General features: G+C 72.2%; 24 protein-coding genes and 1 riboswitch. Of the genes, 11 read left to right on the top strand and 13 right to left on the bottom strand.

Annotated elements, in window-relative coordinates:
* Positions 1–179 (bottom strand): cobalt-precorrin-5B (C(1))-methyltransferase (locus ACFVYR_RS36880; RefSeq protein ID WP_389613881.1); only part of this gene is annotated, 179 nt, incomplete at its 3' end.
* A gap of 17 nt (positions 180–196) precedes the next feature.
* On the opposite strand from ACFVYR_RS36880, the gene ACFVYR_RS36885 reads away from it, so the two are divergent.
* The gene (locus ACFVYR_RS36885) at positions 197–979 is read left to right on the top strand and encodes a cobalt-precorrin-6A reductase (protein WP_384261144.1); all 783 of its coding nucleotides are present in this window, start codon (positions 197–199) and stop codon (positions 977–979) included.
* 82 nt (positions 980–1,061) lie between these two features.
* On the opposite strand, the gene ACFVYR_RS36890 is transcribed toward ACFVYR_RS36885, so the two are convergent.
* The 3 genes from ACFVYR_RS36890 to ACFVYR_RS36900 all read right to left on the bottom strand — a co-directional run bounded on the left by ACFVYR_RS36890 (position 1,062) and on the right by ACFVYR_RS36900 (position 4,872).
* Positions 1,062–2,561 carry a precorrin-2 C(20)-methyltransferase gene (locus ACFVYR_RS36890; protein ID WP_384261177.1) on the bottom strand — a complete coding sequence of 500 codons (1,500 nt, stop codon included), beginning with the start codon at positions 2,559–2,561 and terminating at the stop codon, positions 1,062–1,064.
* Between the two features lie 149 nt (positions 2,562–2,710).
* Complete coding sequence (locus ACFVYR_RS36895) at positions 2,711–3,352, bottom strand: precorrin-8X methylmutase (RefSeq protein WP_384261146.1); 642 nt, start codon at positions 3,350–3,352, stop codon at positions 2,711–2,713.
* Entirely contained in the window at positions 3,349–4,872 is a 1,524-nt protein-coding gene (locus ACFVYR_RS36900; RefSeq protein ID WP_384261180.1) for a cobalamin biosynthesis protein CobG, read from the bottom strand. Before ACFVYR_RS36900 ends, ACFVYR_RS36895 begins: the two co-directional genes overlap by 4 nt.
* Positions 4,873–4,992: 120 nt before the next feature.
* Positions 4,993–5,112: riboswitch (cobalamin riboswitch) on the top strand.
* Positions 5,113–5,149: 37 nt separating this feature from the next.
* On the opposite strand from ACFVYR_RS36900, the gene cobN reads away from it, so the two are divergent.
* The gene (gene cobN / locus ACFVYR_RS36905; RefSeq protein ID WP_384261149.1) at positions 5,150–8,773 is read left to right on the top strand and encodes a cobaltochelatase subunit CobN; all 3,624 of its coding nucleotides are present in this window, start codon (positions 5,150–5,152) and stop codon (positions 8,771–8,773) included.
* 41 nt (positions 8,774–8,814) lie between these two features.
* On the opposite strand, the gene ACFVYR_RS36910 is transcribed toward cobN, so the two are convergent.
* Entirely contained in the window at positions 8,815–10,095 is a 1,281-nt protein-coding gene (locus ACFVYR_RS36910; RefSeq protein WP_384261151.1) for an amidohydrolase, read from the bottom strand.
* 176 nt (positions 10,096–10,271) lie between these two features.
* Between ACFVYR_RS36910 and ACFVYR_RS36915 the strand changes: the two genes are divergently transcribed.
* Both ACFVYR_RS36915 and ACFVYR_RS36920 read left to right on the top strand, forming a co-directional pair.
* Entirely contained in the window at positions 10,272–10,955 is a 684-nt protein-coding gene (locus ACFVYR_RS36915; protein ID WP_384261154.1) for a histidine phosphatase family protein, read from the top strand.
* An 85-nt stretch (positions 10,956–11,040) separates the two neighbouring features.
* Positions 11,041–11,223: a hypothetical protein gene (locus tag ACFVYR_RS36920; protein WP_384261157.1), complete on the top strand. Its 183-nt coding sequence runs from the start codon at positions 11,041–11,043 to the stop codon at positions 11,221–11,223.
* 60 nt (positions 11,224–11,283) lie between these two features.
* Here the strand turns inward: ACFVYR_RS36920 and ACFVYR_RS36925 are convergent, their stop codons facing one another.
* The gene (locus tag ACFVYR_RS36925; protein WP_384261159.1) at positions 11,284–11,682 is read right to left on the bottom strand and encodes a DUF5994 family protein; all 399 of its coding nucleotides are present in this window, start codon (positions 11,680–11,682) and stop codon (positions 11,284–11,286) included.
* A 717-nt stretch (positions 11,683–12,399) separates the two neighbouring features.
* Between ACFVYR_RS36925 and ACFVYR_RS36930 the strand changes: the two genes are divergently transcribed.
* Positions 12,400–12,747: a hypothetical protein gene (locus tag ACFVYR_RS36930; protein WP_384261161.1), complete on the top strand. Its 348-nt coding sequence runs from the start codon at positions 12,400–12,402 to the stop codon at positions 12,745–12,747.
* Positions 12,748–12,781: 34 nt separating this feature from the next.
* Here ACFVYR_RS36930 and ACFVYR_RS36935 read toward each other — a convergent pair whose 3' ends face one another.
* Positions 12,782–13,123, bottom strand: coding sequence for a MerR family transcriptional regulator (locus ACFVYR_RS36935; RefSeq protein WP_384261163.1), 342 nt, complete (start codon positions 13,121–13,123; stop codon positions 12,782–12,784).
* Positions 13,124–13,816: 693 nt separating this feature from the next.
* On the opposite strand from ACFVYR_RS36935, the gene ACFVYR_RS36940 reads away from it, so the two are divergent.
* Both ACFVYR_RS36940 and ACFVYR_RS36945 read left to right on the top strand, forming a co-directional pair.
* Entirely contained in the window at positions 13,817–14,176 is a 360-nt protein-coding gene (locus ACFVYR_RS36940; RefSeq protein ID WP_384261166.1) for a hypothetical protein, read from the top strand.
* 97 nt (positions 14,177–14,273) lie between these two features.
* Positions 14,274–14,771 (top strand): peptidylprolyl isomerase, encoded by a 498-nt coding sequence (locus ACFVYR_RS36945; RefSeq protein WP_384261168.1) that lies wholly within the window; start codon positions 14,274–14,276, stop codon positions 14,769–14,771.
* Between the two features lie 116 nt (positions 14,772–14,887).
* On the opposite strand, the gene ACFVYR_RS36950 is transcribed toward ACFVYR_RS36945, so the two are convergent.
* Positions 14,888–16,072 carry a spore photoproduct lyase family protein gene (locus ACFVYR_RS36950; protein WP_384261170.1) on the bottom strand — a complete coding sequence of 395 codons (1,185 nt, stop codon included), beginning with the start codon at positions 16,070–16,072 and terminating at the stop codon, positions 14,888–14,890.
* Positions 16,073–16,128: 56 nt separating this feature from the next.
* The gene (locus tag ACFVYR_RS36955; RefSeq protein ID WP_384261173.1) at positions 16,129–16,374 is read right to left on the bottom strand and encodes a DUF2945 domain-containing protein; all 246 of its coding nucleotides are present in this window, start codon (positions 16,372–16,374) and stop codon (positions 16,129–16,131) included.
* Positions 16,375–16,572: 198 nt separating this feature from the next.
* Between ACFVYR_RS36955 and ACFVYR_RS36960 the strand changes: the two genes are divergently transcribed.
* From ACFVYR_RS36960 to ACFVYR_RS36970, 3 genes are all read left to right on the top strand, one after another.
* Positions 16,573–19,131: a protein kinase gene (locus ACFVYR_RS36960; RefSeq protein WP_384261175.1), complete on the top strand. Its 2,559-nt coding sequence runs from the start codon at positions 16,573–16,575 to the stop codon at positions 19,129–19,131.
* 35 nt (positions 19,132–19,166) lie between these two features.
* Positions 19,167–21,449, top strand: coding sequence for a protein kinase (locus tag ACFVYR_RS36965; RefSeq protein WP_384263852.1), 2,283 nt, complete (start codon positions 19,167–19,169; stop codon positions 21,447–21,449).
* A 145-nt stretch (positions 21,450–21,594) separates the two neighbouring features.
* Entirely contained in the window at positions 21,595–22,008 is a 414-nt protein-coding gene (locus ACFVYR_RS36970) for an SRPBCC family protein (protein WP_384263855.1), read from the top strand.
* Positions 22,009–22,052: 44 nt separating this feature from the next.
* On the opposite strand, the gene ACFVYR_RS36975 is transcribed toward ACFVYR_RS36970, so the two are convergent.
* From ACFVYR_RS36975 to ACFVYR_RS36990, 4 genes are all read right to left on the bottom strand, one after another.
* Positions 22,053–23,033, bottom strand: coding sequence for a TIGR03557 family F420-dependent LLM class oxidoreductase (locus tag ACFVYR_RS36975; RefSeq protein WP_384263857.1), 981 nt, complete (start codon positions 23,031–23,033; stop codon positions 22,053–22,055).
* Positions 23,034–23,143: 110 nt separating this feature from the next.
* Positions 23,144–23,335: a hypothetical protein gene (locus ACFVYR_RS36980; RefSeq protein ID WP_384263860.1), complete on the bottom strand. Its 192-nt coding sequence runs from the start codon at positions 23,333–23,335 to the stop codon at positions 23,144–23,146.
* Positions 23,336–23,541: 206 nt separating this feature from the next.
* Entirely contained in the window at positions 23,542–25,056 is a 1,515-nt protein-coding gene (locus ACFVYR_RS36985; protein ID WP_384263862.1) for a vanadium-dependent haloperoxidase, read from the bottom strand.
* An 89-nt stretch (positions 25,057–25,145) separates the two neighbouring features.
* Positions 25,146–25,778: an HD domain-containing protein gene (locus ACFVYR_RS36990; protein ID WP_384263865.1), complete on the bottom strand. Its 633-nt coding sequence runs from the start codon at positions 25,776–25,778 to the stop codon at positions 25,146–25,148.
* Positions 25,779–25,856: 78 nt separating this feature from the next.
* Here ACFVYR_RS36990 and ACFVYR_RS36995 point away from each other — a divergent pair.
* On the top strand, positions 25,857–26,786 hold a 930-nt coding region (locus ACFVYR_RS36995), incomplete at its 3' end, for an IS701 family transposase (protein WP_384263755.1).

Raw genomic sequence — 26,786 nt, forward strand, 5'->3', positions numbered from 1 at the left:
CCCTTGGGCAGCGTGATGGTCACCGGGTCCGGGAAGTCGCCGGTGAGCAGGGCCGTGTACGCGGCCGTCGTGGCGGCGGTCGCGCAGGCGCCGGTCGTCCAGCCGGGCCGCAGACCGGTGTGCTTGAGTTGGGCGCTGCGGCCGCCCGCGGCCCCGCCCGCCCCGCTTGCCTCACTCATGAAGGAAACCGAACTCCGTGCACGTACTGATTCTGGGAGGAACGACCGAGGCCCGCCGTCTGGCGGAGCTCCTCGCGGGCGAGGCGGCGCTGCGCGTGACCAGTTCGCTCGCGGGCCGGGTCGCGGCGCCCCGGCTGCCGCCCGGCGAGGTCCGCGTCGGCGGCTTCGGCGGGCCCGAGGGCCTCGCGGCGTGGCTGACCGCACACCACGTGGACGCGCTCATCGACGCCACCCATCCTTTCGCCGACTCGATCTCGTTCAACGCGGCGACGGCCGCCGCCACCGCCCATGTTCCCCTGCTCGCCCTGCGCCGGCCCGGCTGGGTCGCGGGTCCGGGCGACGACTGGCACCCGGTCACCTCCCTGGCCCAGGCGGCCCGGGTCCTGCCCGCGCTGGGCGAGCGGGTCTTCCTCACCACGGGCCGGCTGGGCCTCGCCGCGTTCGCGGGCCCCGAGCTGGGCGCCCACTGGTTCCTCGTACGTTCCGTCGACGCGCCCGAGCCGCCGTTCCCGGCGCGCATGGAGGTGCTCCTCGACCGGGGCCCGTTCGCGCTCGCCGGGGAGCGCGAGCTGCTCCGTACACACCGGATCGACGTCCTGGTCACGAAGGACAGCGGGGGCGTGGCGACCGCGCCGAAACTGGCCGCCGCGCGCGAGGCGGGGGTGCCGGTGGTGGTCGTCCGGCGGCCCGCCGGGCCGGAGGGAGTCATCGGCGTCGCCACGCCGGAGGAGGCTGTTGCCTGGGTGCATGGTGAGGTGCGGGCCGATCGTGGCTGGTCGCGCAGTTCCCCGCGCCCCTGAAAGCAGGGGCCCGCGGCCCCTTGAGGGGCGCGGGGAACCGCGCGCTCAGCCACCACGCACCCGCAGGCGACGCACAAGAAGGTCACCCCTCGGGGTACCGCCGCGGCGTCCAGACGATCTGCTCCGCGCCACCGCGCCGCCGCGACACCCGCGTCTGCGAAGACCCGACGATCAGCAGCGTACGCATGTCGACCTCCTCCGGATCCAGATCGGCGAGGCGCACGACGCGCACGCTCTCCTCGGGCCCGCCGACATCCCGCCCGAGGACCACAGGCGTGTCCGGTGCCCGGTGCTCAAGGAGCAGCTCGCGCGCCTTGCCGACCTGCCAGGTCCGGCTCCGCGAGCCGGGGTTGTAGAGCGCGAGGACGAGATCCGCGGCAGCCGCCGCGGCCAGCCGCTCCGCGATGACCTCCCACGGCTTGAGGCGGTCGGACAGGGACAGGGTGGCGTAGTCGTGGCCGAGCGGTGCGCCCGCCAACGCGGCCGCCGCGTTGGCGGCGGTCACCCCGGGGAGCACCCGTACGGGAACATCGTCGTACGCGTCCTGCGAGGCGACCTCCAGGACGGCCGTGGCCATCGCGAAGACGCCGGGGTCGCCGCCCGACACGACGGCCACCCGCCGCCCGCGCCGCGCCAACTCCAGCGCGAACTCGGCGCGTTCGGACTCGACGCGGTTGTCCGAGCCGTGCCGCCGCTGACCGGGTCGGTGCGGCACCCGGTCGACGTACGTGGTGTAGCCGACCAGGTCGTCCGCGGCGGCGAGCGCGCCGCGCGTCTCGGGGGTCAGCCACAGCGGGCCCGCGGGACCCGTGCCGACCACGACGACCTCGCCGGACCGCTCCGTCGACGGCTCCGGCGCGGGGCCGCCCGTCAGGGGCGCCACCCGGCTCGGCAGGACCGCCACGGAGAAGTACGGCACCGACTCCGGGTCCACGTCGGCCAGCCTGCCGGTGCGCTCGCCCGCCATGGTGGCCCGCTCGACGTAGCGGGCCTCGTCGAGGCGGCCCGCGCTCTCCAGGGCGCCGCGCACCTTGCCGAACGTGCGGCCAAGCTTCATGACGACCGCCGAGTCCGTCGCCGCGAGGCGCGCGGCCAGCTCCTCCTCGGGGAGCGTGCCGGGCAGGACGGTGAGGACCTCCTCGGCCTCCACAAGCGGCTCCCCGAGGCGGGCCGCCGCCGCGCTCACCGAGGTGACGCCGGGGATCACCTCGGTCGGGTAGCGGTGCGCGAGGCGCTTGTGCATGTGCTGGTACGAGCCGTAGAAGAGCGGGTCGCCCTCGGCGAGGACGGCGACCGTGCGGCCCGCGTCGAGGTGGACGGCGAGGCGGGCCGCGGCCTCCTCGTAGAAGGCGTCGAGCGCGCCGCGGTAGCCGCCGGGGTGGTCGGTGTGCTCCGTGGTGACGGGGTAGACCAGCGCTTCCTCGATGTGGTCGGCGCGGATGTGCTTCGCCGCGATCGAGCGGGCGATGGAACGGCCGTGCCGGGCCGAGTGGTACGCGACGACGTCGGCCGCCGCGATCACCTCGACGGCGCGCAGGGTCATCAGGGAGGGATCGCCGGGGCCGAGGCCGACCCCGTACAGCTGTCCCCCGGTGGCTCCGGCCCCGGCGGTTTCGGTCCCGGCGGTTTCGGTCCCGGCGGTTTCGGTCCCGGCGGTTTCGGTCCCGGCGGTTTCGGTCCCGGCGGTTTCGGTCCCGGCGGTTTCGGTCTCGATGGTTCCGGTCTCGGTGTTCACTCCGCCTCGCTCGCAATCGCGTTGATCGCCGCCGCGGCCATCGCGCTGCCGCCACGACGCCCTCGTACGACGAGGTACTCCAGACCGGAGTGGTGGGCGGCCAGCGCGTCCTTGGACTCGGCGGCGCCGACGAAGCCGACCGGGATGCCGAGGACGGCGGCCGGGCGCGGCGCGCCTTCCTCGATCATCTCCAGGAGGCGGAAGAGCGCGGTGGGCGCGTTGCCGATGGCGACGACGGAGCCTTCGAGGCGGTCGCGCCACAGTTCGAGTGCGGCGGCGCTGCGGGTGGTACCGAGCCGCGCCGCGAGGTCCGGCACGGACGGGTCGGCGAGGGTGCAGATCACGTCGTTGTCGGCGGGCAGCCGCTTGCGCGTGACGCCGCTCGCGACCATGTTCGCGTCGCACAGGATCGGCGCGCCGTCGCGCAGGGCCTTGCGCGCGTCCGCGATCACCCGCGGGCTGTGGGCGAGATCCTTCACGAGGTCGACCATCCCGCAGGCGTGGATCATCCGGACCGCGACCTGGCTGACGTCGGCGGGCAGGCCCTGGAGGTCGGCCTCCGCCCGGATGGTGGCAAAGGACTCGCGGTAGATCGCCGCGCCGTCCTTCTCGTAGTCGAACACTGTGCTCTCGCTCATCTCGTGGCCGTTGGAGTGCTTGCGGAAGGGGTGCTTGCGGAAGGGGTGGTGCTTGCGGAAGGGCTGTTTGCGGAAGGGGTGCTTGTCGAAGTCGTACGTGCTGCGGTGACCGTCCCGGCCAGGGTGTCGCCCGTCACGGGCACCGCCGAGGCGCCGGTGCGCACCGTCACCTCGTAGCGGCCGTCGCCGATGGCGAGGACGTCGACCCAGTCGCCGTGCGGGTGCCCGCACCGCCGCTCGCAGCCGGACCAGTGGACGGGCAGTCCGCCGTGGCCCGGCACGGCGTCCGCGCGGACGTCGGCGAGCGACTTGGCGCAGCCGGGGCGGCCGGTGCAGGCGCCGACGCCGGACCAGGGCGAGCCGGGGGCGGTGACGTAACCGGCCTCGGCCAGTGCGGCGAGGCGCTCGCGGGCCGCCGCTCCGTCGGCGAAGCCGGGCAGCACGAAGCCGCGCCACGGGGTGACGCGCAGCTCGTCGGCGGGCAGCGGGAGGAGGGCCCGCCACTGGGCCGCGGTGACACGGCCGAGGGGTGCGTTGACGACCACGGCGTGACCCGTGACGCCGGGGACGGGTGGGGCGGCGACGGACATTCCCCGGGCAGCGACCGGCATCTCCCGGGCACCAACCGGCATCTCCGGGGCCGTGACCGGCATCTCCGGGGCGGCGCCCGGCGACTCCGGGGCGCCGACAGGCATCCCCGGAACCGCGACCGGATCCGCCGCGACCCCCGCCCGCGTCAGCGCCCGCGCCACCTCCACCCGCTGCCCGTCGGGAAGCTCCCGTACCCGCCAGGCCCCGTTGCCCGCCTCGCGCGCGGCGTCGAGGAAGGCGCGGGCCGCCGCGAGGGCGGCGCGGGGGGCGTCGGCGCCTGCGACCCGGAAGGCGTGCCTCCCGAGGCGTACGACGGCCGTTCCACCGGAGCGCACCGCCCCACCGGATCGCACCGCGCGACCCGCACCTGCCGTCCCGTCCGCCCCCACCGCCCCGTCCGATTCTGCGATCAAGGTCACATCCGCGCCGAGGCCCGCCACGTCCCCGCGCCCGTCGTCCAGGGCGAACAGGAAGCGGCCGGAGAGCGCGGTCGTCCACTCCTCCGCGCAGAGGAGTCCGTCCAGCTCGCGGGCCCACAACTGCACGTCGGCGTGGCCGAGTCCGTCGGTTCCCGCGAGCGGCGATGCCACCACGTTCCGCACGCGTTCGTGCCGCTCGGAAGGCAGCAGGCCCGCGTCCGCGAGCAGGTGGGAGAGTTCGCCGCCGCACGCCTCGCCGAGGCCGCGCAGCTCGATGTTGCCGCGCGAGGTGACGCTGAGGTTCCCGTCCGCGAGACGCTCCGCCGCGACTCCGAGCGCGGTCGCCTGACGGGCCGTCAAAAGGCCGCCGGGCAGGCGGAGTCGGGCGAGCCTGCCGTCGTCGGCGAGGTGCAGGCGAAGGGCACCGGGGCAGGCGTCGCCCCGGTCGCGTATGAGGGATTCGCCCTGGTCTGGGGAGGGAGCTCGGGTGGGCGGCATGGCGGCGAGCATACCCACGCGGTTCCGGCCGGTCGCCTCCCGAGACGGGCCGTCCCGGCAGGTGGCCGCACCGCTCGCGGCGGGCAGGACTTACTATGCAGGCGGCGGGCTACCTAGTCCGTCGACGCCAGCGACGGCGTGGGTCCACCAGGACCCTGGGGAGGAAGCCCGGTGCGAATCCGGCGCGGTCCCGCCACTGTGAGCCCCACCCGCGTGGGGTGAGCCAGGAACTCCTGCCGTCCATACGACCACCCGGGGCGCGGACACCCCGAGGAAGGCCTGCGCCCGCATGCTTCTGCTGTTGTCGACCTCCGACACCGACCTGCTCAGCGCCCGCGCGGCGGGAGGCCCGGTCGACTACCGGTTCGCCAACCCCTCCCGCCTGGACCTGGACACTCTTCCCGGCCTGCTCGACGGCGTCGACCTCGTCGTCGTACGCCTCCTCGGCGGCGTACGCGCCTGGCAGGACGGCCTGGACCAGCTCATCGCCACCGGCCTCCCGGTCGTCGTGCTCACCGGTGAACAGGCCCCCGACGCCCAGCTGATGGCCTCCTCCACCGTGCCGATCGGCATCGCCGCCGAGGCGCACGCCTACCTCGCGCACGGCGGCCCCGCCAACCTGGAGCAGCTGGCCCGCTTCCTCTCCGACACCGTGCTGCTCACCGGCCACGGTTTCGAGCCGCCCGCGCCCGCGCCGTCCTGGGGCCCGCTGGAGCGCACCGCGCGACCCGTCGAGGGGCCGACGGTGGCGGTGCTCTACTACCGCGCCCACCACATGAGCGGCAACACCGCGTTCGTCGACGACCTGTGCAGCGCCATCGAGGACGCGGGCGCCCGCCCGATGCCGCTGTACGTGGCTTCGCTGCGCGCCCCCGAGCCGGAGCTGATCGACGAGCTGCGGGCCGCCGACGCCATCGTGACGACGGTCCTCGCGGCGGGCGGCACCAAGCCCGCGCAGGCGTCGGCGGGCGGCGACGACGAGTCGTGGGACGCGGGCGCGCTGACCGGCCTCGACGTGCCGATCCTCCAGGCGCTCTGCCTGACCGGGTCGCGCTCGGCCTGGCAGGACAACGACGAGGGCGTGTCGCCGCTGGACGCCGCGAGCCAGATCGCCGTCCCGGAGTTCGACGGCCGCCTCATCACGGTGCCCTTCTCCTTCAAGGAGATCGACGAGGACGGGCTCCCCGCATACGTGGCGGACGCCGAGCGCGCGGCCCGCGTCGCCGGGATCGCCGTGCGGCACGCGCGTCTGAAGCACATCCCGGCCGCCGACAAGCGCCTGGCCCTGGTGCTCTCCGCGTACCCGACGAAGCACTCCCGCATCGGCAACGCGGTCGGCCTCGACACCCCCGCGTCCGCCGTGGCGCTCCTGCGCCGGCTGCGCGCCGAGGGGTACGACTTCGGCCCCGAGGCCGACATCCCCGGCCTGGTCTCCGGTGACGGCGACGAGCTGATCCGCGCGCTCATCGACGCGGGCGGCCACGACCAGGAGTGGCTGACCGAGGAGCAGCTCGCCGCCAACCCGGTCCGCATCCCCGCCGCCGACTACAAGCGGTGGTACGCGACGCTCCCCGCCGAGCTGCGCGAGTCCGTCGAGGGCCACTGGGGTCCGCCGCCCGGCGAGATGTTCCTCGACCGCTCGCGCGTGGGCAACGGCGGCGACCCGGAGGGCGACATCGTGCTCGCCGCCCTGCGCCGCGGGAACCTCCTCATCCTCATCCAGCCGCCGCGCGGCTTCGGCGAGAACCCGATCGCGATCTACCACGACCCCGATCTGCCGCCCTCGCACCACTACCTGGCGGCCTACCGCTGGATCGCCGCGCCCGCCGCCGACGGCGGTTTCGGCGCCGACGCGATGATCCACCTCGGCAAGCACGGCAACCTGGAGTGGCTGCCGGGCAAGAACGCGGGCCTCTCCGCGGCCTGCGGCCCCGACGCCGCGCTCGGCGACCTGCCCCTGATCTACCCCTTCCTGGTCAACGACCCGGGCGAGGGCACCCAGGCCAAGCGCCGCGTGCACGCCACGCTCATCGACCACCTGGTGCCGCCGATGGCGCGCGCCGACTCCTACGGCGACATCGCGCGCCTGGAGCAGCTCCTCGACGAGTACGCCCAGATCAGCTCCATGGACCCGGCGAAGCTGCCCGCGATCCGCGCGCAGATCTGGACGCTCATCCAGGCCGCCAAGCTCGACCACGACCTGGGCCTCGAGGACCGTCCGGACGACGACGGATTCGACGACTTCCTGCTGCACGTCGACGGCTGGCTCTGCGAGATCAAGGACATGCAGATCCGCGACGGTCTGCATGTGCTCGGCAGCGCCCCGGCCGGCGCCGACCGCGTCAACCTCGTCCTCGCGATCCTGCGGGCCCGCCAGATCTGGGGCGGCACGACCGCGCTGCCCGGTCTGCGCGAGGCCCTCGGTCTCGACGAGTCCGCGGCGACGCGGGTGAGCGCCGACGCGGCCGAGGAACGGGCCCGCGCGCTGGTCCAGGCGATGGACGACGCCGACTGGGACCTCGCGGCGATCCCGCGCGACGAGGGCGAGCAGGTCGCCGCCGTGCTGGAGTTCGCGGCCCGCGAGGTGGTCCCGCGCCTCGCGGCCACCACCGCCGAGCTCGACCACTCGGTGCACGCCCTGAACGGCGGCTTCGTCCCGGCGGGCCCCTCGGGCTCCCCGCTGCGCGGCCTGGTCAACGTCCTGCCGACCGGCCGCAACTTCTACTCGGTCGACCCGAAGGCCGTCCCCTCCCGCCTCGCGTGGGAGACGGGTCAGGCGCTGGCCGACTCCCTCATCGAGCGGTACCGCAGCGACAACGGCGAGTACCCCACCTCCGTCGGCCTCTCCCTCTGGGGCACCAGCGCGATGCGCACCGCGGGCGACGACGTCGCGGAAGCGATGGCCCTGCTCGGCGTCCGCCCGGTCTGGGACGACGCCTCGCGCCGCGTGACGGGCCTTGAGGCCATCCCCTACGAGGAGTTGGGGCGCCCGCGCATCGACGTGACGCTGCGCATCTCGGGCTTCTTCCGCGACGCGTTCCCGCACACGATCGGCCTCCTCGACGACGCGGTGCGCCTCGCCGCCTCGCTCGACGAGCCCGCCGAGCACAACTACGTACGCGCCCACGCCCAGGCCGACCTGGCCGAGCACGGGGACGAACGCCGGGCCACCACCCGCATCTTCGGCTCCCGCCCCGGCACGTACGGTGCGGGCCTGCTCCAGCTCATCGACTCCCGCGACTGGCGCACCGACGCGGACCTGGCCGAGGTGTACACGGTGTGGGGCGGCTACGCGTACGGCCGCGGTCTCGAAGGCCGCCCGGCGCGCGCCGAGATGGAGACGGCGTACAAGCGCATCGCCGTGGCCGCGAAGAACACGGACACCCGCGAGCACGACATCGCGGACTCCGACGACTACTTCCAGTACCACGGCGGCATGGTGGCGACCGTGCGCGCGCTGCGGGGCACGGCCCCCGAGGCGTACATCGGGGACTCGACCCGCCCCGAGACGGTCCGCACGCGCACGCTGGTGGAGGAGACCTCGCGGGTGTTCCGCGCGCGCGTCGTCAACCCCAAGTGGATCGAGGCGATGCGCCGCCACGGCTACAAGGGCGCCTTCGAGCTCGCCGCGACGGTGGACTACCTGTTCGGGTACGACGCCACCACGGGCGTCGTCGCCGACTGGATGTACGACAAGCTCACGGAGACGTACGTTCTGGATCCGACCAACCGGCAGTTCCTCCAGGAGAACAACCCCTGGGCCCTGCACGGCATCGCCGAACGCCTCCTGGAGGCGGAGTCGCGCGGCATGTGGGCCAAGCCCGACCCGGCAGTGCTCGAAGCGCTGCGGCAGGCGTACCTGGAGACCGAGGGCAATCTGGAGGACGAGGGGAACCCGGCCGACGCGGGCTGACCCCTCCCCCTCCGCGGTGGCCGGCCGTCACGTGCACGTCGTCACGTCGACGCCCGGCCACCGTCCAGCCAGGCGAGCGCGCCCGCGGTCAGGGCCGTCACCCCGGTGGTGATCGTCGGCTCGACCAGCGGCGCGAAGAACGGCGAGTGGTTCGAGGGGATGTCCCGCTCGAAGGTGCCCGCCTGCTGCGCGGCGGCGACCTCGGCCGGGTCGGCGCCGCCGAACAGCCAGTAGCAGAGCGGCACTTCACGCCCGGCCGCGGTGGCGAAGATGCCGACGTCCTCGCTGCCGGTCACCTGACCGGGGTCGACGATCCGCTCCGCGCCGACGACGGCGCCGATCGCGGCCGTCGTCCGCTCGACGGCGTCCGCGTCGTTCGTGAGGATGGGGAAGGTGTCGATCTCCGTGATCTCCGGCTCCCTCTCCGCTCCCGCGGTGACCGCCTCGCCCTTGATGATCCGCTCGACGGCCGCGAGGACCCGGGCGCGCACCTCGGGCGTGTAGCTGCGGATGTTGAGCTGGAGCTCGGCCTCGTCGGGAATGACGTTGTGCTTCGTGCCCGCCCGCATGGAGCCGACGGTGACCACGGCGGTTTCCCCGCCCGCGATCTCCCGGGACACCACCGTCTGGAGCCGCATCACGGTGGAGGCCGCCAGCACGACGGGATCGACGGTCGTCTCCGGACGCGAACCGTGCCCGCCCTTGCCGAACAGCCGCACCCGCAGCGCGTCGGTGGCCGCGAAGGCGGGCCCCGGGTGGGCGCCGATCATGCCCGCGGGCAGCGGCGCGACATGCTGCCCGAGCACGACGTCGGGCGTGCCGAACCGTTCGTAGAACCGGTCGCCGATCATCTCCTGCGCGCCCTGCCCGGCCTCCTCGGCGGGCTGGAACACGGCGACGAGCCGCCCCGACCAGTCGCTGCGGGCGTCGGCGAGCAGCTTCGACGCGCCAAGGAGACAGGTGACGTGCATGTCGTGCCCGCAGGCGTGCATCACGCCGTCGGTACGGGACGCGTACGGCAGCCCGGTCCGCTCGGCCACCGGCAGCGCGTCCATGTCGGCGCGCAGCAGGACGGTGGGCCCTGCCCCGTTGTCCAGCACGCCGACGACGCCGGTACGGCCGACTCCGGTGCTCACCTCGTACCCGTACGAGGAGAGGCGCCGGGCGACCTCGGCGGCGGTCCGGTGCTCGGCGAAGGCCAGCTCGGGGTGGGCGTGCAGGTCGCGGTAGAGGTCGGCGAGGTCGTCCTTGATGGTGTCCAGGGGTTGCAGGGGTTGCAGGGCGGCGGGCTTCGGGGCGGGACCGGGTCCGGCGGCGGTCATGGCACGCTCCTCATCATCGGCACTGCCGCCACCTTACGTAGGGGTTCGCCGGGCCGTACCCACGCACGCCGCGGCCCTCCGCGGCGTCGGAACCGGGAAGGGCGCGGGCACGTCCCTCCAGCCGTCACCGAAGATCGAAACGGGTGAAGAAGGCATCGAGAAGGGGCCGCCCCACCATGACCGCGTCCATCCCCATACCTACAGCCGCCCCCGCACCCGCACCCGCGGCCACGCCGGCGAGCGCGACCGCCACCCGCCACCTCTACGTCACCCGCCACGGCGAGGCCACCCCCGACGAGAGCGGGCTGACGGAGGCGGGCCTGCGCCAGGCGGTCCTGCTCGGCGAGCGGCTGAAGGACGTACCCCTCACCGCGATCCACCACGGCCCCCTCCCCCGCGCCGAACAGACCGCACGCCTCATCGGCGACCGGCTGACCGGCGTCCCCCTGCACCGCTCGGAACCGGCCGGTGACTACCTCCCGTACCTGCCTGGCCAGGACGAACTGCCGCCGGAGTCGGCCGGGGCCACGCTGGACCGCCTGGCGCGCTTCCCCGAGGCGGAACGCGCGGCAGGCCCCGCCCTGGCCCGCGAGGCGCTCGCCCGCTTCGCCGGCCCCGTCCCCGGCCCCGAGCCGCGCCACGAACTGCTCGTCACGCACAACTTCCTGATCGGCTGGCTGGTCCGCGCCGCGCTCGACGCCCCGCCGTGGCGCTGGCTCGGCCTGAACCACTGCAACGCCGCCCTGACGGTCATCCGCTACACCCCGGGACGCCCGTCATCGGTGGTGTTCTACAACGACATGCGCCACCTGCCGGAGGAACTGCGCTGGACGGGCTTCCCGCCCGAACTGCGCGCCTGATCGCCGCGCGGCGGGGAACACGGCGGAGAACAATGCGGCCACCGGGACCCGCCCGTGGTCCGCCGTCCACGGCAGGAGAAGACAGATGCTCGCAATCGCGGCAGCCGCGCTCTTCGTCATCGCCTTCGTCGTCAACGCCACCGAGACGTCGACCGAAGCGGTGTTCAGCCCGACGAGTCTCCTGCTCGTCGGGCTCGCTCTGCTGGCCCTGCACTCGGCCGGTCTGGGCACCGGATGGTCCGCCAGGGGCCGCGGACGTCGGCGCTGAGGCACCGGGCCCCGTCCTGAGGCGGGGCTCCGCCGCGAGAGGGGTTGGGACGGCGTGTGCTCAGGCGTCCCCGCCCGCGACGGACGCCAGGAGCGCCTCCGCCGCTTCCGCGGTCGAGTCCGGAGGCACGACCAGCAGGTCCCACCGCCCCCGGCCGGGGCTGAGCAGGACGACGGTGTGCGGAAGGGGCGCGGTGGGGCTCCGGTGGAGGCGTACGACGCGGTCGGCGACGCGCAGGTGGTCCGGCGGCACGGACCACATGGCGCCGTTGAAGGTGACGCTGCTGACGCCGCCCCACGCCCGGGGCAGCCCGGCGAGCAGCCCGGGAAGTTCGGCGGGGGCGTCGTACGAATGCGGCCACCAGGCACCGTCGATGGCCTGGGGCAGTGCGCCGAGCGGGGCGAGGCGCAGTCGCAGGAGGGGGCGGGAGGGCGGCGGGGTCTCAAGAGCGATGGCCATGGTTGCAGTCAACTGCCTTAGGGGGATGGTTGGTTGGCGCCCAGGGCGTCGGCGGCGGACAGCGAGCGGCGGCACGGATGCGCGAGGCGGCGCGTAAGGGACGCGAGAGGCATGCGGGGCTCCTCGACTGCGGTGTGTGTGGCGCGGCCGGGGTCACGGGCTGCCCCTGTAACGGGAAGCGAGGGAAAGAGCCGCGGGGACCGGCTCGGTCGGAAGAACCCGACCGGAAGCCCGGTCGGAAACCCGAACCGGCGCGCCGAGGCAGCTCTCGCCACCACCACAGTACTCCTGCGGGCTCCCGCCAACTCCCGCGAATCCCCGCACGCTTCGAAGAACTCCGGCGTTTTCCGGCGACCCGCGGCCCACTTCGCCGCACCCCGCCCGCTTCGCCGCCCCCCGTCGCTCCCTCTCGCTCCCTCTCGCTCCCTCTCGCTCCGGAGCGAGATCACTCGGATCGCCCCACCGCTTCGTTGACACAGGCCGCCGCCGGACGTTGACTGGCAGCACGGCGCAGGGCCATGCCCCTCCGGAACACCCCGGAAAGCATTCCGCCTCGCCGGCCTCGCCGACCCACCAGGAACCGAACCTCACCCACCGGACGACGGCGAGGCGGGCCCCGGTGGCACCCCGGCAGGACGGACCAGTTCTCGGCGGGCCCGCGACGGGCCGCCGAGCACACCGAGAACGCCTACGTGTTCGGAACGGAAGCGGCACCTGATGATGTACGACCAGACACGCGCCCAGCAGCCCGCGGGCCAGCCCCGGGGCCGGACCGAACGCGCCCCGACCGGCCCGGAGCCGCTCCTCCCTTCGGACGAGCGGGACAAGATCTCCCACCGCCTCGGCCACGCCGTCAACACCTTCGCCGACGCCCCTCACGAGGCGCTGGAGGAGGCCGACGCGGCACTCGACGAGACGTCCGCCCAGCTGATGAAGGCCCTGGCGGAGCGGCGTCGGCTGCTGCGCGAGAGCTGGCAGGGGCAGGACCCCGGCACGGAGTCGACGGAACTCCGCCTCGCGCTGCGCCAGTACCGGGAGATCACCCAGCGCCTGCTGCACCTCTGACGGCCGCTGCCCGCCGCCCGCCTCGCGTCACCCGCTACTGTGCCGCCGTCTGCCCGGCCGCCGCTTCGTCGGAGCGGCGGTACTCGGCGTTGATGCGCTGAGCTTCTTCGAGCTGGTCCTCAAGAACGACGATGCGACAGGCGGCCTCGATGGGGGTCCCCTGGTCGACGAGCTCGCGGGCGCGGGCGGCGATGCGCAGCTGATAGCGGGAGTAGCGCCGGTGGCCGCCCGCGGAACGCAGTGGAGTGATGAGGCGGGCTTCGCCGACGGCACGGAGGAAGCCCTGCGTGGTGCCGAGCATCTCGGCGGCCCGGCCCATGGTGTAGGCGGGGTAGTCGTCGTCGTCAAGACGGCCGTATGAGTCATCTGCTGTCATTTGCACCTCTCTGTGGAACGCGTCGAGGGGCCCTGGCGCCGTACTGGCACCAGGGCCCCGAAGGAACTGCTACACCATCTGCCGACTCCTACTGCGAGCCGGCCTTCTGTTTCCGCGTGCCCGGCCTGAACCCTGCCGGGAATACGGGGATCGCGGATGCGTGACCGGAGACCACCTGCCTATCGATGTCCTGCGGTACCCGGACTCATGTCGTACGTCCGGGCGATCCTGATGGCGCTCAACTCCTCCGTTCTCCCTCTGAACCTTCACTTGCCAAAACAACCTGCTTGTACTGCGGGTACTGCTTGTACTGCCGGTACTGCTGGGTGATGCTGTGGCGGCCCCTGACAACTGCGGGCCACCCGGTCCGGCCGTCAGTCCCGTCACCGTCCTGCAACCGCTCTGGCTCCGGAACTCCACCGCCGCACCGTCCTGCACTTGCAACTGCGGGTACTACTGCCCGGCAGTTCGTGTCTGCCGGGCCTTTCTCGATCTCGGCTACGAGAGAAACCATACCCACCCGGCAGCCCAATGTCTACTCCAGCCGACACAGATTTTTAGATGCCCGAAGACGAGGTAGTCCGGGTCGACCGACCCATGCATGGTGCGGGGCCGGAGCCTCCCGAGCCGCCCCGCCCTGCCCGGTCGTGCCGCGGCTTGGGCAGCGGAATCGCCGCGAAATATAGTTGCCGCATGTCGAAGCCTGACGAGTTGCTCGTTGACGTCGCCACTCTGGTGGAGTCCGGGCAGAGCAACCAGATGTCCCTGACCGTGGTCGCGGGTGGTGCTGTCATCACCGGCCGACTGGCTCCCGAAGCGGTGTGGAGGCAGCGGGTGTCGGATGTACTGACGGATTCGGACCGCCTGAGCGAGTTCTCCGCTGTCTTCGACGCCCCCACGAAGAGGGACGGCCCGCCCACCCACCTCCACTTCCACGTGGCCCGGATCCTCCAGGGCACAGTCGGCATCCCGGAGACGGGAGGCATGTACCGCGTGGCCATTACGGACGTCAGCGCCTGGACGATGGGCGACTTCAGCTACTCCGACCACTGAGCACGCGGCCCCGGAGCGGAGGCCGCACCTAACCGGACGCGGCGCGGTCGGCCACCGACCGCGCCGCACGAGCGCTGAGCCATGACAGGATCTCCTCATGGCTAACCACGTTTTCTTTGACATCACCATTGACGGCGACGCCGCAGGCCGGATCGTCTTCAAGCTCTACGACGACGTCGTCCCCAAGACGGCGCAGAACTTCCGCGAGCTGGCCACCGGCCAGCACGGCTTCGGATACGAGGGCTCGGGCTTCCACCGCGTCATCCCGGACTTCATGCTCCAGGGCGGCGACTTCACCCGGGGCGACGGCACCGGCGGCAAGAGCATCTACGGCGACAAGTTCGCCGACGAGAACTTCAAGCTCAAGCACGACAAGCCCTTCCTGCTGTCCATGGCGAACGCGGGCCCGAACAGCAACGGCTCGCAGTTCTTCATCACCACGGTGCTCACCCCGTGGCTGGACGGCAAGCACGTGGTCTTCGGCGAGGTCGTCGAGGGCCAGGACCTGGTGACGAAGATCGAGTCCCTGGGCTCCCAGTCCGGCGCCACCCGCGCGAAGATCGTGATCGCGTCGTCGGGCACCGTCGGCGAGTGACACCGGCCGGCCGCCGGCTACGGCAACGGCCCCGCGATCCGAACCGGTCGCGGGGCCGTTGCAACTGCTCAGCGCCCTCGTCGCCGAAGCCAACGCCCGCAGCAGGGGCTCGCTGCTCAGAACGCGTATCTGATGCGCAGCCACGGCGCGTGGTCGGTCAGCAAATCCTGCATACGCGCCAGGGCGTTCCGCTTGACCTCAAGGGCGTAGCGCACGTTGAGCGCCCCGTTCTGCGAACGCTTCGTCTCCTGGAGGTCCGGCTGCCACAGCACCTCCTCCGCGCGCGGGTGCCAGCCCAGGTTGACCTCATGGAGTGCCTGGTTGTGGGTCAGCATGATGACCTCGGCCGCCGCCTGCTCCTTCACCCGGGCGGGCAGTACGTCGTCGAGGTGGTCGAGCAGGTCGGCCCAGTCCCGCTGCCAGCCGGGGCGCAGTACGACGGGGGAAAGGTTGAAGTGGACCTCGTAGCCGGCGTCGAGGAAGTCGGCGGCCGCGGCGATCCGCTCGGCGATCGGGCTGGTACGGATGTCGAGCAGACGGGCATCGTCGGCGGGCATGAGGGAGAAGCGCACTCGGGTACGCCCTTGGGGGTCGAGCGCGAGCAGATCAGGGTTGACGAACTTGGTCGCGAAGGACGCCTTCGCCGTCGGGAGACCGCGGAACGCGGCGATGAGGTCCGCGGTGTTGTCGCAGACCAGCGCGTCGACGGAGCAGTCGCCGTTCTCGCCGATGTCGTAGACCCATGAGTGGGGGTCGCACTGGTTGGGTTCCGTCTTGGGGCCCTGGGCCCGCACGTGGCGCCGGACGTGGGCGACGATCGCCTCGATGTTGGTGAAGAGCGTGATGGGGTTGGCGTAGCCCTTGCGGCGGGGGACGTAGCAGTAGGCGCAGGCCATCGCGCAGCCGTTGGAGGGGCCCGGCGCGATCCAGTCGGCCGATCTGCCGTTGGGGCGTGTGGCGAGCGTGTGCTTGACCCCGAGGACGAGCGTCTCGGTCTTGACGCGGACCCACCGGGAGATGTTGCCGTCGTTGCCGTGCAGGGAGGGAATGCGCCAGTGCCCGGCGACCTCCGTCACCCGTACTCCCGGCAACCGGGCCATGATCTGCTGCCCGCGCGGCGAGTCGAGCGCCGCGGGTTCGGCGTAGACCTCTCGTACGTCGAGCATCCGCCGCGCCTGGGGGGTGTCGCGGAACGCCGGCGCCCTGTGCGCGGAGTCCGACGCGGCGGCTTCCTCCCCCCACCCGAAGAGCGCCTGCTGTTCGGGCACCCCGGGGGCAGCCCCTGCCGGCGGCTGATCCACGTGCCGTCCCTTTCCGTGCCAGGCTTCTCCAGAGCAGAGCGCTGAAGCCGTCGGCCTCACCATCGGGGCTGGCCGTCGGCCTTCTTGTTCCTCTTCCGCAGGGCCTCGGGCTTGTGGACAGCCGTGCGGCCGGATTTGTCGCTCTTGACCTCGTACTGCGGTTCGTCCTTCGAGGCGTCGACGGTCCGGCCGGCCACCTCGGCACGTTCCGTGATCTTCTTCGTCACTTTCCCCGGGACGGTCTGCCCATGGCTGCTCCAGGACACCTGATCACCCTTGCCGAGCTTATTGCCCTTGGCCACGACGCGCACGCTCCCTCGGTGACGGCCCCCGACGGACGACAGACGATGTTCTTCACTGTCCCGCCCTTCGGGGCCGGGCGCATCCCGACGTGGCATCCAGTGCTCGACTGCACGCAGGGCGCACTTCCGTGTCAGGGGTAACGTGGTCCGGACGAGGGGGAGTTGTCATGGGCGCGGGGATATCGGGGGACGGGGCGGATGATCGGTCAGTTGCGTGATGCGTCGCCTCGGCGCATCGGACCGTACGTGACGCTGGCCCGGCTGGGAGCGGGCGGAATGGGCGAGGTCTTCCTGGCACGCCCCGCCGATGCCCCCACATTCGGGCCCGCGGACCTCGTCGCCGTCAAGGCCATCCGCAACGAACTGGCGACGGACGACATGTTCCGGCGGCGCTTCAGGCGCGAGGCGGAGGTCGCGGCGTCCGTCGACAGCCCCTTCGTGGCGCGGCTGGTGGCGAGCGAGGCCGAAGGGGAAGCGCCGTGGCTGGCCACGGAGTATGTTCCCGGCCCCGACCTCGCCGAGGCCGTGCGCCGGCACGGACCCCTGCCGCCCGGCGCGGTCGCCGCACTCGGCGCGGGCGTGGCGCGGGCGCTGACGGCGGTGCACGCGGCGGGCGCCCTGCACCGCGACCTCAAGCCGGGCAACGTACTGCTCGGCAGGGACGGCCCCAAGCTGATCGATTTCGGCGTGGCACGGGTGCAGACCGCCACGACCATGACCCGCTCCGGCCTGCTCGTCGGCACACCCGGTTTCATGTCGCCGGAGCACGTGGCGGGCGGCAGGCATGTGGTGGCGGCATCGGACGTGTTCTGCCTGGCCTCGGTGCTCACCTACGCGGTGACGGGAAGGGATCCCTTCGGGGACGGGCCGATGGCCGCCGTGCTGTACCGGGTCTCGCGGGCCGAAGCCGACCTCGGCGCCATGCCGGGCGAGTTGCGGGACATTCTGTCGGCGTGCCTCACGCGGGACCCGGGCGAGCGGCCAGGCGTGGCGGAGGTCGCCGAACGGTTCGTACGGCTGCGGGACGCGGCCACGGACGCCCAGTGGCCCCGGGCGGTGCGGGACGCGGTCGGCGAGACGCTGCGGGACGTGGAGCAGCTGTGCGCGTCGGGGCTGCCGCTGCTGCCGGCTCCGCTCTGGCCTGAACCGGAGGCCGGGCGTCCGGCGACGGCGTTGGGCAGCCCCGCCACCGCGCCGGGGCATCCACCCACCGCACCTGGACCTCCGGTCACCGCACCGGAGCCGCGTGACGCCCTCGGCATGCATCAGCTGCCGACGATGAGCGGCTCACCGCCGCCCGCCCCCGCGGCCCGGCCACGCCGCCGTACCTCGCGCGTACTGCTGGCCACGGTCGCCGCGGCCGTGCTTGCGGGCGCGCTGGGCGGGGCGCTCACCGTATGGGCGCCCTGGCAGTCCGAGTCCGGCGGCGGCGAAAGGACCGCGCCGGGGAAGGCGGGTGCGGGCGCTGCCGACCCGGCCGCCGTGCGGAGACTGATCGCGCAGGCCGGTGTCGACGCGCAAGGCACGGCCGACCGGTCCGGGGCGGTGAAGCAGGTGGCCGCCCAGCGTCCCAAGGGGTGGAAGGCGTGGCGGGGCAGCCTCAGCCACTCCCCCATGAGCTGCGCCGCCGACACCCGCGCCATCGTCTGCCTGCTGACCAACGGCACGTACGAGGCGGTGAGCGCGGTCGACGGAAAGCGGCTGTGGAAGTCCGGCGAGGTCGATCCCGAGGGCGGTGTGGACGAGGCGTACATCGGGCCGAGCGGCGCCTACTTCAGACCGGGTGACGTGGTCGAACCGCAGGTGCGCGGTGGCAGGGCGGTCATCGCCCACGACGGTGTGCTCCAGGTCCGCGACTCCGTGACGGGCGGTGTCATCTGGGACGCGCCGGCCCCGCACGGCGCCGGCGCGTTCACCCTGCAACCGCTCCTGGACGACGACACGCTCCTGGTCACCGCGGAGGGTTCGTACGTGGACGAGGGCTCCATCGCCTCGCTGCACGCCTACGACCTCGACCGCGGGCGCCCGCTGTGGCACGAGAAGCTCGGCACCCCGCTCAGGGCCAAGGCCGACATCAACCGCTACCAGATGCGGGCCCTGCGCGACGGAGTCGTCTACGCCGACCAGAAGGACGCTCTGGTGGCGTACGACGCGAGGACCGGTGATGAACTCGGCCGGACCGGGAGCGAGTGCCGGACGGTGCTCGTCGGCGAGGACGTGCTGTGCACGCCGTTCAGCGGCGCCGACTCCGCGACCGATGCCCACCCGCCACGCGTGACGACCCTGCAACTGAAGGCCCGCACGCTGAAGGAGGCGGACAAGTCGTTCTCCTACCCGAAGACCGACAGGTACGGGCCGGGCACGAGTCCGACGGCCGTGAACCGCGCCGTCGCAGTCGCCGTCGACCCCGACAAGGGCAGCGTGCTCGTCACCGACAGGGGTACCGGAAATGTGCTGCGTTCCGCGAAGCTGCCCGGAGGGAACGTCCCCGCCTCCGCGCCGCTGGTGCTCGGCGGGCGCGCCGTCTACGCGGACAGCGCCGCCCTCTACACGCTGCCGCTCGACGCAGGCGGCGGAAAGGCGGCGCGGCATCCCGTGCCCGGCGCTCCCGGTGACCGGCCCGAGCCCCCGCCGAACGTCAACGGCACGGTCATCTCGGAGATGCTGCGCGCACCGACCGTCCTGGCCCTGGGCGGCGTCGCCCACATCATCTACGACGAGGGCAGGATCTCGTCGGTGGCCCTCCCCCCGTCGTAGATGATGTGGGCGACGCCGCCGAGTCGAGGAGATCCATGCTCACCCCTCTGCCACCGGGCCGCACCCGACGCATCGGCCCCTACCGCCTCCTCGCCACGATCGGGGCCGGCGGCATGGGCGAGGTCTACCTCGCCCGGGCGGAGGCGGGGACGTCTCGGCGACTGGTCGCACTCAAAGCCGTACGGCAGGATCTCGACGCAAGCCTCGACGACGCGTTCCGTGTCCGCTTCCGGCGGGAGATGGCGGCGGCCCGCGCGGTCACCGGGCCGTACACCGCGGCCCTGCTCGACGGAGACGCGGACGCCGAACTCCCCTGGCTGGCAACGGAGTACGTGCCGGGGCCCTCGCTCGCCGACACGGTGGCCCGCCGGGGGCCGCTGCCCGCGGCGACGGTCCGCGCGCTGGGGGCGGGCCTGGCCCGCGCGCTCGCCGCGGTGCACGCGTGCGAGGTACTGCACCGCGACCTGAAGCCGGGGAACGTGCTGCTCACGCCCGACGGCCCCCGCCTGATCGACTTCGGCATCGCGCGGGCCTTCGAGGCGACGGCCCTGACGGCGACGGGCATGCTCGTGGGCACGCCGGGATTCATGGCTCCGGAGCAGATCGAGGGCTCGCACGCGGTCGTCCCCGCATCGGACGTCTTCTCACTCGGAGCACTCCTGTGTCACGCGGCGACGGGCCGCGGCCCCTTCGACGACCCGGAGTTCGCCTCGGTCGTCTTCCGCATCTCGCAGGGCGACGCGGACCTCTCCGGTGTGCCGGACGAGCTGCGCGGCATCGTCGCCGAGTGCCTGGACGTCGATCCGGCTCGCCGCCCCACACCTGCCGCACTCGCCGAACGCCTGGGCCGCGGCCCCGCGACGGCTCCCTTCCCCTGGCCGTCCGACGTGCTGTCCCTGTTCGCCGAGTACCGTCTTGCGGCATCCCAGTTCGAGCCGTCCGTGGCGGATGCCCCGGCCCCGCCGGCAGCCCCGCCCGTCCTGGGGTCGTTCGGTCCGGCGCCGGTGCCGCGACGGCGCCGTCGCGTGCCGTGGGCCATGGCGTCCGCCGCGGCCGCCACGGTGATCGCCGTGGCGGCGGTCGTCCTGCCGGACGCCCTCGCGGAAGATCCGGCGGACGCGCACGTCGCGAGTCCGAGTCCGGACCCGAGTCCGCGGCCGGACACCGGTGGGCGGCCCGACCGTGCGGTCACCGCCTACGGCAACCAGGGCCACTCCGGCGAGTTCGGCACGTCGGCCGTGCGCGCGACCGCACTGCCCGCGGGCTGGCAGCCGTGGTCGCGCAAGAAGCCGAGAGGCGTGGACGGCATGGGCAAGGGCTGCGTCATCGCGCGGTCCACGCTCGTGTGCCGGGACGGACGGGGCGCGGCGACCGCCCTGGACACGGCCACGGGCAAGGACCGCTGGAAGTCTCCCGGCTTCCGGGGGAAGCCGACCGGCGTCCAGGAGATCCCTCCCGGGACGGACGGCGAGCGGGTCTTCGTCCCCAGCGAACTGGGCGTGCGGGGCATCGACCTGGCGACGGGTGACGAGGTCTGGCGGCACGAGGCTCCCGGGGGTGCGGGGGTGATATCCATGACGTACGCGCAAGGGGTGCTGTACACGGCCGAGTTCAACGGCGAGGCCGCGGCCACCCCGTACACGACGGTCCTGCGGGCCCGCCGCGCGAGCACGGGGAGGCAGCTCTGGGAGACACGGATCGACGGCAAACCCCGGGGCTCGCTGCTCGTACAGGGCAACCGGCTGTACGCGGCCCTGGAGTCCGGCGGCGCCATCGCCCTCTCCACCGGGACCGGTGACGAGAAGGCCAAGGTGTCGAAGCCCGGGTGCGGCGACCTCATGGGGTACCACGGTGCGGTGCTGTGCTGGTCGGTGGCGCGCGCGGGCGTGAGTGTGCTCGACGGCGACACTCTTGCCTCCCGCCGCACGATCGGGGGCACGAAGCGGCCCGACGTCGCGCCCGTCGTCGGCGAGAAGGGCGTACTGGTCATCGCGAACACGGACAAGAAGGCGGAACTTCTGGACCGCCTCACGGCGTACGACTACAAGTCCGGCAAGGAGCTCTGGGACCTCCCGGCCCGCGCCAACCCCAGCGCCCTCGGCCTCTCCGGCGACCGGCTCCTGCTCGTCGGCTCCTACGAGATCCGCACCGTGCCCCTCGGCGGCGATGCCGAGAACGCCACTCAGCGGACGGTTCCTACCACCGACACGAAGGCGATCGACGGCCTCCGGCCCACCCTGACGACTCCGCTCTACCTCGGTGGCGCGGTCTTCGCGGAGTCCATCGAGGGGCGCTTCGTCTCCGGGCGCGCCCTCTGATCCGACCGCGCCCCATGACGCGCTACGGGGCCGTCGGTGTGACCGGCTCTCGGGGTGGCCGGTTCCGGCCCGCTGTGGTCGAATGGGACGCGCATAACGCACATAACGCCTACTCGGTGTCCCCGAGCCCAGGAACGGTGTACCGATGACCGAGTACGAACGTTCGCGCACGATGCCCGCACTGCCGGAGCACGTTTTCGACCAGGCCGCCGACGTCGACCAGATGAACACGTGGCTGCCGCAGGAGCTGCACGTGGACGCCGGTGAGCCGCCCGCCGTCACCGTGCACGAGGACCGCACCGACCAGGACGTGTCCGCCCTGCTGCGGGCCCAGCGGGACCAGATGCGGCTCGAGTGGGGCACCCGCGAACAGGGCGGCTACACCGGCTGGCTCCAGGTCGCCGGCATGGACAGCGGCACCAGCGAGGTCACGGTGCATCTGTCGTTCTTCGAGGAGGGGCACGACCCGGGGGAACAGGCCGTGCACACCGCCCTCGACCGCAGCCTCCAGCGGCTGGAGGAACAGGTGCGGCTGCGCGTCGACAACGCGGCCGGCTGAGGGCCGCTCCCTCAGAGCCTGTCCGGGGAGGCGCAAGCGCCGGTTCAGCCCTGACCGTCACGCGGGCTCAACTGCCGCATCCGGCCGTCCAATTCGCGCTGGTAGAAGTCGATGAAACCGTCCGGGTCGGGGCCCGCGTTCTGCATGACCAGGTGGTCGAAGCCCGCGTCCACGAACTTCTGCGCCACCTCGACGAACCGTGCCGGATCCGTGCCGCAGGCGAACTTCTCCAGGATGTCCTCCTCGCGCACGGTCGTCGTCGCGGCGTCGAAGTTGACCGGGTTGGGCAGCTCGCTCATGACCTTCCAGCCGGTCATGGCCCACCGCGACGTCTCCAGGGCGGCCTTCGCCCCGGCGTGCTCGTCGGGCGCCCACGCCATCGGCACCTCCGCGTACCGCGGCCCGGAACCGCCCGCCTCCCGGTACTGCCGGACGATCTCGGGCTTGTCCTCCGTGGCGAACAGACCGTCCCCCAGCTCCGCGGCGAGGGCCGTCGACGCCTTGCCGCTGGCGGCCACCGCGATCAGCGGGAGCCTCTCGGGGAGGTCGAACACCCGGGCGTCCGACAGCTTCAGGTGCTTCCCCTCGTACGACCGGTATCCGCCGCTCCACAGCAGCCGGATGATCTCCAGGGCCTCCCTGAACATCTCGTGCCGGGTGGAGACGGCGTCCGGGAAGCCCACGCCGGTGACGTGCTCGTTGAGCCGTTCGCCCGAGCCGAGGCCGAGGACGAACCGGCCCTCCGACAGCAGGGCGAGCGTGGCGGCCGCCTGGGCGATGATCGCCGGGTGGTAGCGCACCGTCGGGCACGTCACGCCGGTCGCCAGTTCGATCCGTTCGGTCTTCGCCGCGATGCTGCCAAGCACCGTCCAGGCGAACGGCGAATGCCCCTGGTTGTCGAGCCAGGGGTGGTAGTGATCGCTGATCTCGACGAAGTCGAAGCCCGCCCGCTCCGCCAGAACCGCCTGCCGCACGAGTTCTGCCGGGCCGAAGGCCTCGGCGGCCAGCTTGTAGCCGATCTTCATGTGCTCTCGTCTCCTCACGCCTCAGCGCCGCTTTTGTCCGCATAGAGGTACCCGCAGACATTCGGGCATAACGCGCACATCCGTCGAGGCCACGCCGACGGCGGCTACGGCTACGGCAACCGCGCGGCGCCAGTAGGGGGACGGTGGGTGGCCGCCGTCAGGCAGGCCGTCACTAGGACGATGTTCTTCAGGATGTACTGGCCTTCCATCGTGGGGGCCAGCGGGGCGTGCAGCCAGACGTCGCCCGGCATGAGTAGCAGCGTGGCGAACACGCCCGCCATGTGGGCCAGGAACACACCCATGCTCAGGCGCGGCAGTCTGCCCGTGAACAGTGACCGACATGGCGTGGGTGGCGATGTCCTGCGCCGGGCTCATGCCCGGGATTGGGAGGGACGGCGAGGCCAGGCGGGGGCGTGGCCGGGGTGGGTGTCACGCCTCCCGCCTGGAGACGGCTCACGTGGTCGGCCGGGAACGGCTCACGTGGCCGACTGGAGGATCCGGCCGGGGATCAGGCGTCCGGGTGGCTGCCGTCGAAGTACTGCTTGGACTCCGCCCAGACGTCCCGGGCGAGTTCGCGGGCCTGGGCGTCGGCCTCGGTGTGGTCGAATCCCCAGTGCACGCCGCCCCACAGACGCGACTCGCCCACCTCCTGGGCCGCGTCGGAGAACGTGTCCCACTTGAGCGCGATGTCCTTCGACGGCATGCCGGTCTCGATGCCCGAGCTGCCCGCCTTGATGACGCCCTTCCCGCCGTACGCGTCGGAGCCGGTGAACTGTTCGAGGATTTCCGCGCCGGCAGCGGTGAAGCCGGTGTGCCCCGAGCCGTAGGCCGCGAAGGCCGGCGTCTTCAGGTACGGCTGCCACGTGGCGCCGTCGATCACCTTCGTGCCCTGACCGGGACCCGCGTAGCCACGGATCTTCTTGCCGTCCATCGCGTAGCGGATCATGGTGATCGGACGGCCGTAGTCGAAGTGGACCTTGGTCTTCCAGTCGACGACCGCCTCATCGCCCTCCGCGATGTTCAGGGCGAAGAACAGCTTCACGTCCTTGTCGAGGCTGTGGTGGTCGCGCTTGGACACGAAGGCCGCCCACTCCTGCGGGATGGACGACGACGTGTCCCGGTACTGCCAGAACTCGGCGAGCGCCTTCTGGCGCTCCGTCAGGTGCGCGTTGGTACGCATCTGCTGGGCTATGGCACGCTTCGACGCTGGGGTGCCGTACTTCGGGGGCGCCGGCGGCAGGTAGCTGTTCACGTCGTTGATGACGAACGGCTTCGACGCCGCGAAATGCGGGGTGAGGAAGTTGTGCGTCATGCCGTTCATGGTCAGCGGCGCCCACCGGCTCGGGTCGACGATCTTGCTCTTGTCGAAGTGGTTCACGTCCTGCGCCGGGTTGACCGGCTTGTAGAAGCCCTCCGGCGACGCGTACGGCGGGGTGCCGAGCTGGTTGGAGCCGTCCTGGTGGCGGACCTCAAGGAGCGCGTCGGTCGCCTTGACCGCCACGGCGGCGGGCGTTCCCGCAGCGGCGGTGTCGGCCTCGGCCGCGTCGTAGCCGAGCGTCGCCAGCTTGGCGTCGAAGGTCGCCCGCTGCTTGGGGAACAGGTCGCTCAGCGCGCGGTGCGCCGCGAAGCTGACCGCCTTGCGCTTGTTGGCCTCGGTGCGCTCCGCCGCGGGGCGGCGCAGGCCGCCGCCGAGCTGGGTGCCGACGGCCTTCGCGTCGTACGCGGCCCAGGCGTCGTACATCGCGTTGTGCACGACCGCGAGTGTCCGCCCGCCGACCGGCGGTGGGGTGGGGTGCATGGAGCCCTGGTTGTTCACCGCCATGGCTTCGCTGATCATCTTGTTCCACTGCAGGACGACGTTGTCGCCGTCGGCCTGCTCCTGAACGGCGAAGGGGGTCGCCTCGGCGTCGCCGGCCGCCGCGGACGCGGGACCGGTGACCGTGGTGGCGAGGCTCATGGCGGTGAGGGAGCCGAAGACCGCCCAGCGCTTGAGGGAGTTCGTATGGAGACGGATGGACTTCATGACGGTGTCACGGAGCCTTTCTCGATGGTGGGGTGTGGTGGTGAGGGGGGATGCGGTGATGAGTGAGGTACGGGGGGCAGCCGGTGGGGTTACTCCGGCCAGCGCGACTCCGTGATGACGTCAACGAAGTTCGGCCGCACGTAGCCCTCGGTGTAGCGCGCGAGGACATCGGCCTTGATGTTGCCGAAGGTGGTCTCGGGGCGGTGCGCGATGCCGTCGTTGAAGGCCTGCAGAATCCGGCGCTTGAAGTCGGGGCGGGGGTGCGCCGCGACGACGGCGGCCCGCTGCTCGTCGGTGATGTCGTCGAAGCCGATGCCCAGGACGTCGAGTTCGACACCGGCCGTGACCAGGGCGATCTCCGGAGCCATGTGGGTGGGGATCTCGGGGGTGGTGTGCAGGGCGACGGCCTCCCACACCACCCGGGCCGCGTCCTCGGTGACGCCGCGCGCCAGGAGGAACTCCTTGGCGTCCTCGGCGCCGTCGATCTCGAAACGGCGGGTCGACGTGCGGTGCTTCTCGGTGAGCCCGAGGTCGTGGAACATGGCGCCCACGTAGAGCAGTTCGGCGTCGTAGGACAGACCGCGCCGGTTCCCCTGCAGTGCGCCGAAGAGGTACACGCGGCGGGAGTGGTGGAAGATCAGTTCGTCGGCCGTGTCCCGGACCAACTCGGTGGCCTCCTTGGCCAGGACGCTGTCGGGCACCTTGATGTCGGCGATGGTCATGTGTGCTCCTGTGGGCAGGTTCTAGTACTGCAACGGTGCTTGCCGTGACTGCTGGCCAGTTCGGTCGTTGGTCTGGGTATGGGTGGGGACCTTGCTGATGTCAGGTTGTGGGCGGGTGAACTCGAAGCGGTGCACGAGCGGTTCGTGCACCGGTTCAACCGGGAGGAGCCGCGCCAGTCGGCGCTGGCCTATATGCGGGGCCTGGTTGCTCCGCTGGGCCGCAAGAACGGCTGGACGCTGGCGGAGGAAGCCGGGCATAGAGGTCCTGATCGCATCCACCGGCTACTGAACCGGATCGAGTGGGACGCCGATGAGGTCCTGGACGACGTGCGTGACTACGTCGTGGAACACCTCGGTGACCCGGACGCCGTTCTGATCATCGATGACACCGGCTTTTTGAAGAAGGGCATCCGCTCGGCCGGGGTCCAGCGGCAGTACTCCGGCACCGCGGGCCGCACTGAGAACAGCCAGATCGGAGTCTTCCTCGCCTACGCAACCGACCGCGGCCGCACACTGATCGACCGCAGGTTGTATCTGCCCACGTCCTGGACGGACGACCGCGAGCGGTGCCGAGGGGCAGGCATCGACGACACGGTCGCCTTCGCCACGAAAGTAGCGATGGCCAAGGTGATGGTCCGCCGAGCGATCGACGACCGGATTCCGTTCGGCTGGGTGACTGCAGATGCCGCTTACGGCTTCAGTAAAGGCTGGCGTTTCGAGCTTGAGCAGGCCGACGTCTTCCACGTCATGGCCACCACCCGGCACGACACCGTCGTCACCCGCTGGGCGATCGACCACCCCGTCCACGACCTGTTTCCCGGCCTGAAACGGCAGAAGTGGAAACGGCGTTCCTGCGGTGAGGGAGCCCACGGCCGGCGGATCTACGCCTGGGCCCGCGTCGAAGTCCGTCCCCGGCACCGGCCCGACCGTCGGCACTGGGTGCTGGCCCGCCGCAGTGTGAGCCGCCCCGAGGAGATCTCCTACTACATCGCCTACTGCCCCGCCGAC

The organism is Streptomyces sp. NPDC058284 (assembly GCF_042881135.1).
GTDB lineage: Bacteria > Actinomycetota > Actinomycetes > Streptomycetales > Streptomycetaceae > Streptomyces.